11 protein-coding genes are annotated in these 14,125 nt (G+C 61.2%); 4 read left to right on the plus strand and 7 right to left on the minus strand.

Annotated features, from left to right (window positions below; genetic code table 11):
* Positions 1-18 precede the first annotated feature (18 nt).
* Positions 19-4,365: an autotransporter outer membrane beta-barrel domain-containing protein gene (locus P3W85_RS33605; protein ID WP_276267925.1), complete on the plus strand. Its 4,347-nt coding sequence runs from the start codon at positions 19-21 to the stop codon at positions 4,363-4,365.
* Here the strand turns inward: P3W85_RS33605 and P3W85_RS33610 are convergent.
* The 6 genes from P3W85_RS33610 to P3W85_RS33645 all read right to left on the minus strand — a co-directional run bounded on the left by P3W85_RS33610 (position 4,329) and on the right by P3W85_RS33645 (position 10,821).
* Positions 4,329-4,760 carry a transposase gene (locus tag P3W85_RS33610; RefSeq protein WP_276267926.1) on the minus strand — a complete coding sequence of 144 codons (432 nt, stop codon included), beginning with the start codon at positions 4,758-4,760 and terminating at the stop codon, positions 4,329-4,331. The two genes, P3W85_RS33605 and P3W85_RS33610, sit on opposite strands and share 37 nt — an antisense overlap.
* A gap of 312 nt (positions 4,761-5,072) precedes the next feature.
* Positions 5,073-6,980 (minus strand): serine hydrolase domain-containing protein, encoded by a 1,908-nt coding sequence (locus P3W85_RS33615; RefSeq protein ID WP_276267927.1) that lies wholly within the window; start codon positions 6,978-6,980, stop codon positions 5,073-5,075.
* Between the two features lie 165 nt (positions 6,981-7,145).
* On the minus strand, positions 7,146-7,403 hold the full coding sequence (locus tag P3W85_RS33620) for a hypothetical protein (protein ID WP_276267928.1): 258 nt from the start codon (positions 7,401-7,403) through the stop codon (positions 7,146-7,148).
* A gap of 346 nt (positions 7,404-7,749) precedes the next feature.
* Positions 7,750-7,986, minus strand: coding sequence for a hypothetical protein (locus P3W85_RS33625; RefSeq protein WP_276267969.1), 237 nt, complete (start codon positions 7,984-7,986; stop codon positions 7,750-7,752).
* A 370-nt stretch (positions 7,987-8,356) separates the two neighbouring features.
* Positions 8,357-8,800, minus strand: coding sequence for a GNAT family N-acetyltransferase (locus P3W85_RS33635; protein WP_276267929.1), 444 nt, complete (start codon positions 8,798-8,800; stop codon positions 8,357-8,359).
* A 773-nt stretch (positions 8,801-9,573) separates the two neighbouring features.
* Complete coding sequence (locus tag P3W85_RS33645) at positions 9,574-10,821, minus strand: efflux RND transporter periplasmic adaptor subunit (protein WP_276267930.1); 1,248 nt, start codon at positions 10,819-10,821, stop codon at positions 9,574-9,576.
* 117 nt (positions 10,822-10,938) lie between these two features.
* Between P3W85_RS33645 and P3W85_RS33650 the strand changes: the two genes are divergently transcribed.
* Complete coding sequence (locus P3W85_RS33650; RefSeq protein WP_276267931.1) at positions 10,939-11,622, plus strand: response regulator transcription factor; 684 nt, start codon at positions 10,939-10,941, stop codon at positions 11,620-11,622.
* Positions 11,623-11,633: 11 nt separating this feature from the next.
* Positions 11,634-13,001 (plus strand): sensor histidine kinase, encoded by a 1,368-nt coding sequence (locus tag P3W85_RS33655; RefSeq protein ID WP_276267932.1) that lies wholly within the window; start codon positions 11,634-11,636, stop codon positions 12,999-13,001.
* A gap of 41 nt (positions 13,002-13,042) precedes the next feature.
* Here the strand turns inward: P3W85_RS33655 and P3W85_RS33660 are convergent, their stop codons facing one another.
* On the minus strand, positions 13,043-13,234 hold the full coding sequence (locus P3W85_RS33660) for a hypothetical protein (protein ID WP_276267933.1): 192 nt from the start codon (positions 13,232-13,234) through the stop codon (positions 13,043-13,045).
* A 357-nt stretch (positions 13,235-13,591) separates the two neighbouring features.
* On the opposite strand from P3W85_RS33660, the gene P3W85_RS33665 reads away from it, so the two are divergent.
* Positions 13,592-13,993 carry a hypothetical protein gene (locus tag P3W85_RS33665; protein WP_276267934.1) on the plus strand — a complete coding sequence of 134 codons (402 nt, stop codon included), beginning with the start codon at positions 13,592-13,594 and terminating at the stop codon, positions 13,991-13,993.
* Positions 13,994-14,125 lie beyond the last annotated feature (132 nt).

Here is a 14,125-nt window from a genome sequence, read left to right on the forward strand (position 1 = left end):
GGCGACAACGCCAACGCGATGATCGCCCAGAGCATCGGCGGTGGCGGTGGCGTTGGCGGCAATGCCTTCGCTCAAGTCGGCATGATTCAGGTGATTCCGCCGCCCGAGGGTTTTCTGCCGGTTACGCTCGGCGGCAGCGTCGCGGTAGGCGGCCGAGGCGGCTTCGGCGGCATCGGCGGCGCTGTTTCGGTCGAAAGCGACGGACCATTGCTGACAACGGGAATTAGCTCGATTGGCATTCTCGCGCAGAGCATCGGCGGCGGTGGCGGCGCCGGCGGCAATGCGCAGGGTATGACGACTTCGACCGGCAATGGAACACTCAGTCTCAACATCGGCGGCCACGGCGGCAGCGGCAATCACGGCGGAACCGTTAGTGTTACGAACACCGACGATATCAAGACTCTGGGCGAACACTCCTACGCCATCCATGCGCAGAGTATCGGCGGCGGCGGTGGCAATGGCGGCAGTGCATCGCGTCTTACGGGCAACCTTTTCTCTGCAGGGCTTGGCGACACCAACGCACTGATCAGCCTGGTGAGGACTCTCCGTACATTGAATGCCGGCGACTGGACGCCAGGCAAGTTCACGCCTTCATTTCAGGCGACCGCGACCATCGGGGGCAGCGGGGGGGCGGCCGGCGACGGCAATGCCGTAACCGTCACCAACGGCGATTCGGCCACTATCGAGACAACTGGCGCCAGCGCGCACGCGATCGTCGCACAAAGTATCGGGGGCGGCGGCGGCAATGGAGGCAACGTTAGCTCCAGTTCGAACGCCAATCTGGCGACCACCATCATGGGCGCGCTGCAGACGGCAGCAGGCGCTGGCGCGAACTGGCGCCAGTTCCCCGAGACATTCGGTGGGAATTTTGCGGTTGGTGGGCAAGGCGGCAGCTCCGGCAAGGGCGGGCTTGTCACGGTGCTCAGCAAAGGCGCCATCTCGACGAACGGGCAGAACGCCGCCGGCGTCTTCGCCCAGAGCATCGGCGGCGGCGGCGGCAATGGCGGTAGCGTTGGCCGGTCAGTAGAAGAGATCGTCAAGGATTTGTTCTCTGACCCGAAAGTGGGCGGCACAATCCTTTCGATCATCGAAGGCGCCGTTCCGCTCCTCCGGCTCCAGGGTGGCGGCAGCCTCTCGTTCAATATCGGCGGCCAGGGAGGCAGCTCCGGCGAAGCCGGAGGCGTGTCCGTGACCAATGACGGAAGTATCACGACGACAGGCGCGCATTCGCCGGGCGTCTTCGCGCAGGCGGTCGGTGGCGGCGGCGGCAACGCCGGGAGTTCCAATCAGCTCTTCGGCGGGCAGACGTTCAATTTCGACATCAATATCGGTCGCGGCGGCGGCGGCGGAGGCAATGGTGGCAGTGGCGTTCGCCGGCCCAACGACTCAACAGACTATGCTGTCGTAATTGACCATCAAGGTTCGATCATCACCGGCGGCGTTGACTCCGCTGGCGTCTTCGCGCAAAGCATCGGTGGCGGCGGCGGTAAGAGCGCCGCGCATTTCGGCGGCGGATTCAGCGGCAGCTTTGAACCTTATCCACTGAGCGGCCAAACGAAGCTGGGTGCTGACGGCGCGTCGGGCCATGGCGGCAATGTCTCGGCGACCAGCGCCGGGACAATCAAGACATCGGGCGCGCTGTCGCATGCGATCATGGCGCAAAGCGTCGGCGGCGGCGGTGGAGCGGCAAGTCTGCTGTTCACCGAATTGACGTCGCCCAATCAGATCAACGTATCGAACGATATTAGGCTGGGCGCGACCGCGACCAGCAGCCCCAGCGATGGCGGCGGCGTGACAGTCGATGTCAATAATGCAATTCAGACATCGGGCACGCTCGCATTCGGCGTGCTGGCTCAAAGCGTCGGCGCTGGCGGCGGTTATGTCGCATCGGCAAGCGATACAGGCCCTCTCTCATCGCCAGTGAAGCTGACGCTCAACGCGGCCGGCACTTCCACGGGCCACGGCGCTGCCGTCGGCGTGAAGCTCGACAGCAATGGCGGCATCGCCACATCCGGGCAAAACGCTTTCGGCATTTTCGCGCAAAGCGTCGGCGCCGGGGGAGGCGTCGCGGGGCTGACGACTACAGCGGGACTGATCACGCTGGCAGATACCTCCAGTCGTGGCTACAACGGCTATGGCGACGGCGGGAAGGTGACTATCGCTGTTGACGGCCGCGTCAGGACCACGGGCGATGGCGCGGCTGGCGTCGTGGCGCAGAGCATCGGCGGCGGGGGCGGTATCGCCGGAAACATGGCTGCGGTGAGCTATGACCTGAATCTCATCAAGGATGCGGGCATAACCGGCGGCGCGGGTCAGGGCGGCCATGTCATCGTCAATGTGCTTGGCGGCGATACATACCAAGCCGATAAGCCTGGCATTGTGACGCGTGGGGCCAATGCGCCAGCGATTCTCGCGATGAGCCTTGGCAGTGGTGCGATTCTTACAGACGCAGGTCTTTTGCTGAAGCGCCCCGGGGAAACCCCGGGAAATTCTGGCGGAGCGATCGACATCACCGTCGGCAAGAACGCTTTGGTGTCCGCGCAGGGAAAGAATTCTCCAGCGATCTACGCTGTCAGCGTTGGTAATTCCGGGGCAGGCGCCGCAGGCATTCATAGGGGCGGCGATATTTCGCTCACAATTGGACAAAGCGCGCAGGTCACGGGAGGAAACGGAAGCCTTGGAGCGGCGATCGCAACCAACACAACCGGTATGACGACGATAGTGAACAATGGCGGCCGTATTTCTTCGCTGGGCGGTAATGCAATCACCACATCCGGCAGCGCCATACTGACCAATACATCCGGCAGAATCGCGGGAAATATCGTGCTCGGCGGGAATGCGAGCGCCATCAGCAACGCAGATGAACTCCACCCGGGCGCGATTGTTACGATCGGAGGCAATGGCCTACTGACTAACACCAACGTTCTTGGCCTGGGCATGCAGACTCGGTACACGACGACCTTGATGACTGGACGATTCCATCAGACCTCGGACGGGATGCTTCTGGTCAATCTCGACTATGCGAATAACAAAAGCGATCGTCTATCAGTTAGTGGTGAGTCAAATTTTGGCGGAATGGTCCTACCGGACGTAGCGAACCCGCTCAAAGGCAAGAATTTGACGATTGCCCATTTCGACACGGCGTTGGGTCCGATGGCCTTCACCGCTGGGGCATCCGACGACGGAGCCACAATTATCAGTCACGCGTTGCAATTGAGCGCAGATCGCAAGGACGTTACGATTACGCCGCGCGCCAATTTCACCAAGGCGAGCGCGGCGCTCAAATCCGATCAATCGCGCATCGCAAGCCACCTGCAGGCTCTGTGGGATTCCGGCTATGAAGGCGCCGCGTCAATCTTCACGCCCTTCACCAAGCTCCCCAGCCTGACCGCTTATCGCAATGCGCTCGGAAATCTCGCCAGCGACGTCGCGCATAGCCGCGTGGTTTCGCAGGTTCATCAATCCTATTCGTTCTTCAACGGGTTGATGAGCTGCCCCACGTTCATCGATGGCGGAACGCGCCTGCGCGAAGGGGAATGCAGCTGGGGTCGCATCACCGGTAATCTCGTCAATCGCAGCGCCTCGGGCGACGATAGCGGCTATCGGACGAAGCAGGCGACCTATCAATTCGGTCTGCAAAAGGAGATTGCCCGTGACTGGTTCCTTGGAGGCTCTCTCAGCTATTCGTCAGCAACTACGACAGCGGACCAGAACGCGGTGGACGTCTCGAGTAACACCATCAGCGCCGGCCTGGCGATCAAGCGTCAGATCGGTCCCTGGCTGTTCGCCGCGGCCGTCAGGGGCGGCTATGAAGCATCGGAAATGACGCGTGCGGTCAGCCTGCCGAGTTTCAACGCGCGGGCGAAGAGCAGCCCAGACGCCTACCATCTCGGCGGTCGGTTGCGCGCATCTTATGAGATTGGATTTCGGAACTGGTATCTGAGGCCCTATACGGATATCGACATCAACTATGCCTATCAGCCCGGCTATCGTGAAACTGGCGCTGGTGTGTTTGATCTCGCGGCGCAGCGCGCCAGCCGAGTGAGCGTCATGACGACGCCAAGCTTGGAGATCGGCGGCCGCGTTGATCTCGGGAATATGACGATTCGCCCCTATGCTACCGCCGGCGTAAGTTTCTTGAGCAACGGAGGCTGGACCGCGCAGATGCAATTTGCCAGTCTGGCGGGCAGTGGCGTTGCGCCGTTTCAGATCGAGACCGGTGCGCCTAGGACATACGGCAATTTGACCGTCGGTCTGGACCTCGTCACAAAGAAGGGCTTCGAGCTGAAAGCCGAGTATGGCCTGCGCGCTGCTAACAATTATGTCGATCAGAGCGCGAGGCTGCGCGCTGCACTTCGTTTCTGAAGATGGGCGCTTCGCCCTTGATCCATGCGCGCCATCGTCAACACCACCCGGCCCGCTGGATTGATGGCGAGGTCGCGTCCGGGGAGGAGATGGACCATGCACCCGGTGTGCCGCCTCGAATAGCCGTGTTTGCGCATCCCCCATTTGCCTTCGCCGCACAGCTTCCGGCCGGTGCTGTCCACCGGCAGGTGCATTGACGCGCCGGTGTACATGGTGGGCAACTTCACTGCGAGCTCCGGTGCGCAGCGGCTCAACATCGAGGAATTGGGTGCCGGCAGATCGGGGAATGCGAGCTTGCGCGGGCCACACACGAAGCCCTGAAGAGGCTGGGTGAGCGATCGCGGCACGCTGTGCGGGTCAGATCCTCTTGGCCACGCTCTTACCTGTTTTGCCATCAACCCATGCTCACCTGCGCGATCGATAGAAGTGGTCCGCTACGAGGTCATCCGGAACCCATACAACTACACCCCCGCCTGGGTGCACGCCATTTGAGTGAACGGAACCGTGCCGGAAGGGGGGCGATCCGGGCGGGGATGGCGTTGCTTAACCCATCGCATCGCTGTTCTGAACGTGCGAGGCCGCCGATCCAGGCGGATGGGAAGCCCATCCGCTCCCATTTACCCGCGCAGAGGCTGGCCGGCAAGCGGCGCGTGTCCCGGTCTCCGGTCAGTGAGGCGGCACTCGCGCTGCGCTACGCCGTTCCAGTATCACGCCGGCGCGTAGACCGAGCTGTCGATCGTCAGTGTTTCCATGCCATTGACCGTGGCGAAGCGGATCTCATTGAGGTCACGCCCGTGGTTGACCGGCACCTTCACCGACATGCCACCGCGGTCGTCGGCGAGCGGGACGAGCAGTTGGTAACCCACGCTGCCACCCCCGAACAGGATGTAGCCCGGCAGCTCGACCAAGCTGCCGATGGTGACCGACGGATTGTCCGATAGCTTCCACGAGACGGATTCGGGCGACTCGTTGGTCACCGTCCATCGCGATCCCATGCGAGACCGCCACGCAGCGGAAAGCAGAGGCCGGGGAGCCAGCTGCTGGGCGATCGGCAGCGTGATCCGTCCATAACCGGCGCCAGGGGTAACGCGCTCCATCAGGTACCGGTAACGGTAGGCGTTGCCGGCCTCATCGGTTCCCGACGCCTCGGCGAAGCGAAAGCTCGGAAGCGCGCCGTTGTCGCTCCACCACCAGCCGTCGCTTCGGTACCGGTACCGCGACACGCCGCTGTGAAGCGGGGCCCATGCACTGCCGCTCCATTCGTTGAGTGCCAGGCTGCCGTCCTCGCCGACAACCACCTGCAACGGCGCCTTGTAGTTGCCATAGATTCCCGCGGCATCCGTCGTGTCGGGAGGCGTTGCCAGCGGCGGCACGGTATTGACGATCGTGGCGGGTAGCGCGCCGAGGCTACCGTCCTCCTGCAGCGCACGCATCAGGATGCCTTCCGCAATCGCGAGCGCATCGCCCCCGTAGCCCGAGTTGCCGGTCAGCATCAGCGCCATTTGCGCGTCCGGCAGAACAAAGAACTCGCTGGCAAAGAAGGCGGTGCCGCCGTTCTTTTCCCACGCGGTGACATTTGCATTCGCCAGGCCCGGCTGCCGGACACTGTCCCAGCCCAGGCCCCAACGCCATTCCGGCGACGGGTTGATCTGCAGGCCCGTAGTCTGATCCGTCGCCATGGCGGAAATGCCAGCGGGAGACACGATATGCCTGCCCTGGAACATCCCGCCCGCGAGGAACATCTGTGCGAGGTTCATCATGTCGGAGGGCGTCGTACTCAGTCCACCTGTGGCGAACGCATTGACGAACTCCTGCGGATACTGCTTCTCGCGAAAGTAGGGGTAGGCGAACTCGCCGGCCGGTTGCGGGCTCCGCGGGTAGCCGGAATTCGTCATGTTCAGCGGCGCGAGAATGTTTGTCTCGACGAAGTCTGGAAAGGTCTGTCTGGTGACAGCGAGCACAATCTGTTCGAACAGTGTGAAGCCATCGTTGCAGTACACCGCGAGCTGTCCCGGGACATGCTTGAGATGAGTGTCCAACAGTTCGGTCTCGGTGTCGGCCGAGTAGCCGGGCACCGGCGCGAAGGTAAAGATGTTGCGGCCATTCGTTCCTGGCAAGCCGGAGGCGTGCGACAGCAAGTGCCTCGACGTGATGCGCGCGTACGCCGGCGACAGCATCCTGAACGCGGGAAGGTAGCGGACAATCGGGGTGTCCAGATCGATCAGCCCCCGATCCTGGAGGATCACGCCGGCGAGGCCGGCCAGCACCTTGCTGACGGAGCCGATGTTGAAGCGGGTCTGGATCGTGGCCGGCTTATTGTCGTCAACGGACGCCTTCCCGAATGCCCGCCGCCACACGATGTTGTTGCGCTTGAGAAGCGCCACCGAGATGGCGGCCGCATCCCGCTGTTCGCTCATTACCCGCGCGATCGCTCGCTCGCCCCAATCTATGGTCTGGCTGTAGGAGGGGGTGGCGCTGTCGGAACTGCCGCCGCAGCCCGGCAGGCTGGTCGCCAGTATTCCCGCTCCGGCAACTTCAAGAAACTGCCGACGGGTGACGTAGGCCGGACCGAGGTTGGGAATCGTGTGGGTCGGGGTGCGTGTGGATCGAGTCATTGCGGCTGTCCTGAAATACTTATTCTCGTATGGCTGGCGTTCGGACGAGGCAGTCGCTGCTGCCGTGGGATCCTGCGGCAGTAGCCGCAGCCCCGGTGTCCGGCATCCTTGCGCAGCAAAGGCCGCGCCGACACTGGAAATATGCGGGAATTCACTCCGTTGATGTTAGTCAGCCAATTCCAAGGTTTGGTCATTCCGTCCGGAGTGTGCTCTGGCAACAGCAATCCGTGCGCCAAGAGACGGCGCAATCGAGGTGGCCGGATGACAGCGCAGGAAGGGATGCCAGATGAGAGGCGCCGGCTTCGCGGCATCGATATAGAGATCGAATGCGCCGGCCTTCAGCCCATCGGTGAAGACATTGAACGTCTCCTTTGCGAGCGCCGGGGTTGACAAGACAGAAGACAGGATGGCGGCGGCGACCAAAGCGATACTCTAGCTCATGGTGTGCTCCTCCGGGAATGGTTGTCTGGGCGGGCGGTGCTAGCTGGGGGAGGGTGGCCCAGGCCTGCTACGGAACAAAGACGCCAAGCACCGGCTCAGCTTGGCGCTTCAAAGGGAAGCCGTAGGAGGGGGCAAAGCTTCAACGGAGCCGATTCTAGCCTTGGCATTTTTCGGTGGCAGTGATGATGGTCACTCGCATTCGTCTTGTCACCTGTCGCAGCGCGGAAAAAGCTGCCGAGAATTTCGGGAATATTCTGTTGCGTGCATTATAGTATCGCAGGCAGGTGATCACGCGGACCGCGACGGTGGATCTGTGGCGGCGCCGAAACTAGAATGGCATGGCGTCGAAGATGGGCTTAGGTGGTGCAAGCTTGATGGTCTTTGGCCAGAGCTTCAGATTCTTGATCTCTTCGAACGCGGCTAGATCGTGCTCAAGAGCGCGAATGTTTAGCCTGAGGTCCACCGCGCCGCGATACGCGACGCGCGCGACGACATGACGCGTCTGATCAACCTCTATACGTGCCGCCGGGCGCGCGGACTGTTGACCCGCTTCATGCGCGAACAAGACCCCATGAATGCAGCGGCGCCGGCATTCCCGCTGGCAACCGGCGCAGTGGATCCGTTGCGTGCGGCCTTCGAGAAGGCTGGCAGCGGATTTTCTTCCTTCTGTGGTCCAGCGAAGCAGCGGCCCTGGCGCGCGAAGCGGATGCGACGCAGTTCACGCAGCAGATCTGGTCGGCTGCACGGCAATGCGCAGCGGGTCTCGGCCCGGCCTTGGACAGCCATGCATCAAGTGAATGTGTCAATTCGCACGTCAGTGGGAGCCCTTACGGATTCTCCGATCGGCGCCCGTAGGGGATCGATGCAAAGGCCACTCATTTCAGAGAGGCCTTTTTCATCAGGCTCGTCGACCTATACGGCGCTGCGGCGAAGGCTCAAGTGAGCTCGCGCCGCATGCAGAGAGCAGATGCCAGTGCTGCACGCTGAAATGCAGCCGATGTTCTGATTCCCATGGGGACCTGATCGGCAGGGAACAGAGAGAATCCCCAACGAGCAAAGTAGGCCGGGGCCGCGGTGGACAACAGGTAGGCCTCGCGCACTTCCGTCCCGCGAGCCTGTATCAATAGCGTGTCGACCAGTTGGCTGGCGATGCCCCTGTCACGAAATGTCAGCTCGACCGCTACCGAGCGGATAAGGATCGCTTCACAGTGCCTTTCTGCTGCCGCGCAACCGATCACCCGACTATCTGCCAGAGCAATTTGGAACGAATCGATGATGTCGGAGACATCCTCCGTAGGCAGTCCGCAGCATTCAAGCAGTTCGGAGATTTGCTGGTAATCGGTTTGAGTGGCCGCGCGCAAACGAACGTTGGTCAACATTTCGACTAAGTCTCCAGGTTGCGCCGCCCCCGGCGGGGAGAGATCGGCGGCACTCGATCATCGATGACGGCATCTGCCCGCCTTTTTCGTCATGTTCCGTTGGCCTAGCCCGACTGAACGGGGGTTGCAGTGTCGTTCGCGCGCGCGACCAACATAGCCGGAACCCTACCACACTGATTGGCCCCCCCCAATCGTTGCACCTTTCCGTTTTCCCAAAACCTGATGCCTATGCGTCTCATGTCTCTTGAGATTGAGCGCACCGCAGCCATGGTGTGGGTCCGAGTACAGATGGTCAGCCACGGCCTCACCTTGACCGACCTGCAGGCAGCCGGCTGCTTTGCCGAGAAGGCGTCTCCGCCGCCGGCACCCGAGCCGAGGCGCACCTACCGCAACGCCGAAGGCCGGAAAAAAATGGGACAGGAAGGGCGAGATGCTGGCCTGGTTGCAGAGGGGCGTCAACGCGGGGCGGTCGGCAGCGCAATGTTGCCGCGATAGCGCGCGTAGCGTAGAAAAGACCGCAGCGCAGTGGTCATGAGCTTCGCCAGCTTCAAATGAAGACGTGGCACCGGTCGCCGCACAAATCTCCCAACATCGCTGGTACACAGGCGAGAGAGCGTAATGCGCCCTCTCCGAACCGTATTCAAAATTGCCGCAACCCGAGGACCCGACGATGGCCACCATCTCGCCGGCTTGGATGCGCAAAGACACATTCTTCAGTGCGGCAGCCGTCTGCTCTCCCGCGGTGATTTCACGCCAGACGGCATCAAGCTGAATCACCGGCGTGGGCATGTTTTGAGGCTACCAGGTATCGCATTGGCGGCATCCCCGATCACCACCCGTTCGCCTGCCTGAAGGCCAGAGACGACCTGAACCCGAACGCCATTGTTCAGTCCCACGTTCACCGGGCGAGCAGTCACCTTTCCCTTGTCATCGACGACTCGTACGGTTCGGCTGCCGTCGGGCTGCCTGTCACCCAAGGCGATCACTGGGATGGTCACGACATCACGGGCTTCGTCCAGCACGATGTGGACCTGTGCCGTCATCATGGGGCGCAGTTCGCCGTCTGGGTTGGGTATTTCGAACAGCCCGTTGTAATATACGGTGGTCTTGGTCGCAGCTGATTGCTGCGCCGCCCCGGCTATGCTTTGCTCGGTCCAAGAAGTGATTGAAGCCGGCGCAGGCTCTACCGACCGCAGTTTGGCGTGGTAGCGTTTCTCCGGCTCGCCGAGCACTGTGAAGTAGACCTTCTGACCTGGCTTGGCCCGCGTCACTTCTGCTTCCGATATCTTGGCCTTGACCTTCATTACGCTCAGGTCGGCGAGCACCACGATAGTCGGGGCGGACTGGTTGGCGTTGACCATGCGGCCCTCCTCGGTAACCACCGCGACGACCACACCGCTCATAGGCGCGGCGATGCGGGTGTAGCTGAGGTTGGTTCGCGCGATTTGCACGGCTGCACCCGCTTGATTGATCTGGGCATCACGCGACGCGATATCCGTCACCAGGGCGTCGCGTGCGGTCAGAATTGAGTCGTAACTGTCAAGGAACGTCGTGGCGTCAAGCCGCAGTAAATTGCGCTGGCGTGTGAGTACAAGCTCGGCCTGACGGAGATTGGCCAGAAGCGCTATGCGCTGCGCCTTCACGTTCTCCAGCGCGGCCTCGGCCTTGTTCAAGGCGTTACGTTGCGGCTGCGAGTCGATGTCCGCGATCGGCTGGCCGACCTTCACAGTATCGCCGATCTTGACGTGCAGCTTCATGACCTGGCCGGAAGCGCGAGCGCCCACGCTCACCAGCTTGATCGGCTCCAGCACGCCGCTGGCCAGTACCGTGCGTTCGATCGGCTGCACCGTGGCTTCGGCGGTGATAAACTCGGATGTCTGCTTTGCGGCACTTCCGTAAGCCGCCGCGGCGATGGCCAGGATGCCCGCAATGGCAACGCCTATGGCGCCCGACAATGGTTTTCTCATTGGCAAATCACGCAGGAGCGCCTGTAAGAACTGATTGCTATATTTGATCCGCAAGGAGAGGATCGTAGGGGCAGGAAAGCGAAAACGTTTTGTAAGGATTTCGTAAAGGCTTCCTATGCGGGGGCCCTGACATACTATTATTTCGTCGTCGCTATTTGAGGAGCTCTGGCCTTGCGCTTACTGTTGGTCGATGATGATGGAGACCTGTGCAAAATGCTCACGGCCTATCTCAGCGCTGAGGGATTCGTCACGACTGCCGTTAGCGACGGCAGGGCAGGGGTGACGGCTGCGTTGTCCGGAAATCATGATGCGGTCATCCTGGACATCATGCTGCCAACGTTGAGCGGCATCGATGCGTTGCGCGAGATCCGCCGGCGCAGTGATGTGCCCATCATCATGTTGACCGCGCGGGGCGACAAACTGGACCGGGTGGTAGGCCTGGAAATGGGGGCCGATGATTACGTACCCAAACCTTACGATCCGCGCGAGCTGGTCGCGCGCGTGCGTGCGGTTCTGCGCCGGCGGCCATTGAACAGAGCTGCGGCCCTGCCTGAAAAATTCTCGATTCTGGGCTTGGTGCTTTCGCCGAGCACGAGGACTGTCTTCTGGAGTGATCGGTCAATCGAATTGACCGTATCGGAATTCAACGTGCTGGAAGCACTGATGCGGGCCGACGGTGCAGTGAAATCAAAAGACGATCTCTCGCTGGAGGCGCTGGGGCGGCGACGCGAACCCTATGACCGCAGCCTGGACGTGCACATCAGCAATATTCGCCATAAACTGCTGACCAAAGGCGCTCGCGATATTGAGATTGAAACTGTGCGTGGAGTCGGCTATCGGATAAAGGCGGAATAGTGAGATCACGCTTGTTTTGGAAAATTCTCCTTGGTTTCTGGATTACCAACCTCTTTATTTTCCACGCCGTCGCGATAGCCTATGCTGTGCGGTGGGGGGACGGCAAACGGATGGATCGGGAGGTCGCTAAGGTCGTCGCTCCTTACCAGTTGTCCGCGGCGCAGCTGGCAATCGAATCAGACGGAATGGCAAAGTTCAGGGAGGTCTCGCAAAGCTGGAAGGCACAGAATTCGAACTGGCCCGGCGGCCACGAGCAATGGAACCTGTTGTCGGTCGTTGAAGCGAAGCGCGTGGCCAAACCTGAGGAGGCTCCCCAGGAACGCAGCGAAATCCTGGTCAAGCATGCGGTCGACCCCGAGTCTAGGGAATGGGAGCTCCGCTACACGCTGCCGCCGGAGTCAGGCTCTTGGAGCATCAGGGACTTCCTCAGGTTCTACCTGGAGGTGGAGTGGGCGATTCCGGCCGTGCTGGGCGGCCTGCTTTTCAGCGCGATCCTGGCCTGGTACCTGAGCCGGCCGATCCAGCGTTTGCGCAAAGGGTTTCGCAAGCTGGCCGATGGCCAGCTCACTACCCGGCTGCAGCCCTCAATGGGCCGGCGCCGCGACGAGATCGCTGATCTCGCGGACGACTTTGACCGCATGGCCGAACAACTGCAGCAACTGTTGCTAGCACGTGATCAGCTACTGCACGACGTCAGCCATGAACTGCGTTCGCCGCTGGCCAGGTTGAATCTCGCCGTGGCGCTGGCGGGCCAGGATGCGGGTGCCCCCGGGGAGCCACTGCGGCGCATCGAATCGGAAGTGGGGCGACTGGACGACCTGGTCGGCGAACTGCTGTCTCTGTCCCGGGGTGAAAGTGGCGAATCGGAACTCGATGCGTATTTCGATATGCGGGCCTTGGTTGATGCTGTCGTTGCCGATGCAAGCTTCGAAGCCCGGGCCAAGGGCGTCGCGATGGTGTCACGGATCGAAACGAAACAGCAAATGCTGATGCAAGGCAGCGCGAAACTGATCCGCCGCGCGATCGAGAACATTGTCCGCAACGCCACCCAGTTCTCCGTGCAAGGCGATACCGTCGAGGTCACCCTGTCGGTGGACGACGACCTGCACCGGGCGGTGCTGTGGATTGCGGACCGTGGCCCGGGTGTGCCGGAGGTCGATTTGCGTCGGATGCAAGATCCGTTCGTTCGACTTCAAAATGGACTGAGCCGGCAGGGCTACGGATTGGGATTGGCGATTGCCAGCCGTGCCGTGCGCAGCCACAGAGGAACCCTCGTTGCCGCTAACCGCCCCGACGGGGGGCTGGTCGTCACGGTGACGCTGCCGCTGGCGAATATGGTGTCGCACATGGTGGATCACAACTTCGAGAACGAAAGCTGAAGAAGGAGGGGCGTGGGCTGTCTTTGTACGCTCCAGTCTGATCAGGGCCGGATCAGGGTAATAGTGTCGCCGCCTGGTTCGAACGGCAAGGGTATATCCGTTGCGCTCCGGTCGTTGACCTTGGCGCGGTTGCTGACGTAGACGGCGCCGCTGTCCGGATCAATTGCGATGGTGTACTGATGCGTGCCTCCGGGCAGATGTGCATTGACATGATATGACTTGCCATCGATCATACTGACTCGCGAGATCTGAAATCGTAAGGGGCGAGACTGCGGGCCCCGCCAAAGCTCGGGGGTAAATGCGTCAGGCGCGATATCACCACGACGATTGGACTGGCTACGATGCCTAAATTCTTACGGATTTATGACGTATCGGAATTAATACTATTCAAGTGAATATGAATAAATATCCATGGAACTCTCTTGAGGACAATTCGTCGGTCAACAGCATGGGGGCAACGCACAGTTGTCATTTCAGGATTGGTTGACTCCTTTTAACTTCCATGTTGCCTCCAGCTGGGGATGAGTACTTCCTGGGAGTCGTGGATGACGCATCGGGGTTGAATGCTCCCCCAATAGGGATCGAAGATCATGAAGTCAATAGAGTTACATCGAGTTCTGCTGCCTGCAGTTGTGCTGGCATCCCTCCTCTCTGGGCCCTCCACGGCACTGGCTTTCAGTGTAACAGGGGCCAACAGTCGTTCGACGTTCAATGCGATCACGCAGTGGGCAGCGGAGGTTGACTATGGGGTCATCTGGGAACCGCGCACGGGTGCCGGCATGATCGATTTCGCTGCGCCGACACGCTACGTCCACGACGATTTCCGCGTGGCTGTGGAGGCGCTGGTCAGCGGGGAGGTATATGGACGCCGCAACGTGTATTGCATCTCGCCGTCGGAGTTCCAGGCTGAGGCGATTATCGATGATCGCATGCGCCTAGTCTACGTGATCGGCCGCCCTACCGGGCGGCGGTGCGTAGTCACGTATCCATAGGCATAGGGCGCTGCTGGAGGCGGGATACGTGGAGTCAGCGTGTAGCTTCGGGTTACCTGCGTGCTCGGGAGAAGACGCGTGTCGATGCTCAAGGCAACCAGGTTAAGGCATCCTGGCCACGGTTAGTGCCTG

Source organism: Cupriavidus basilensis (assembly GCF_029335485.1).
Taxonomy (GTDB): Bacteria; Pseudomonadota; Gammaproteobacteria; order Burkholderiales; family Burkholderiaceae; genus Cupriavidus; species Cupriavidus basilensis_E.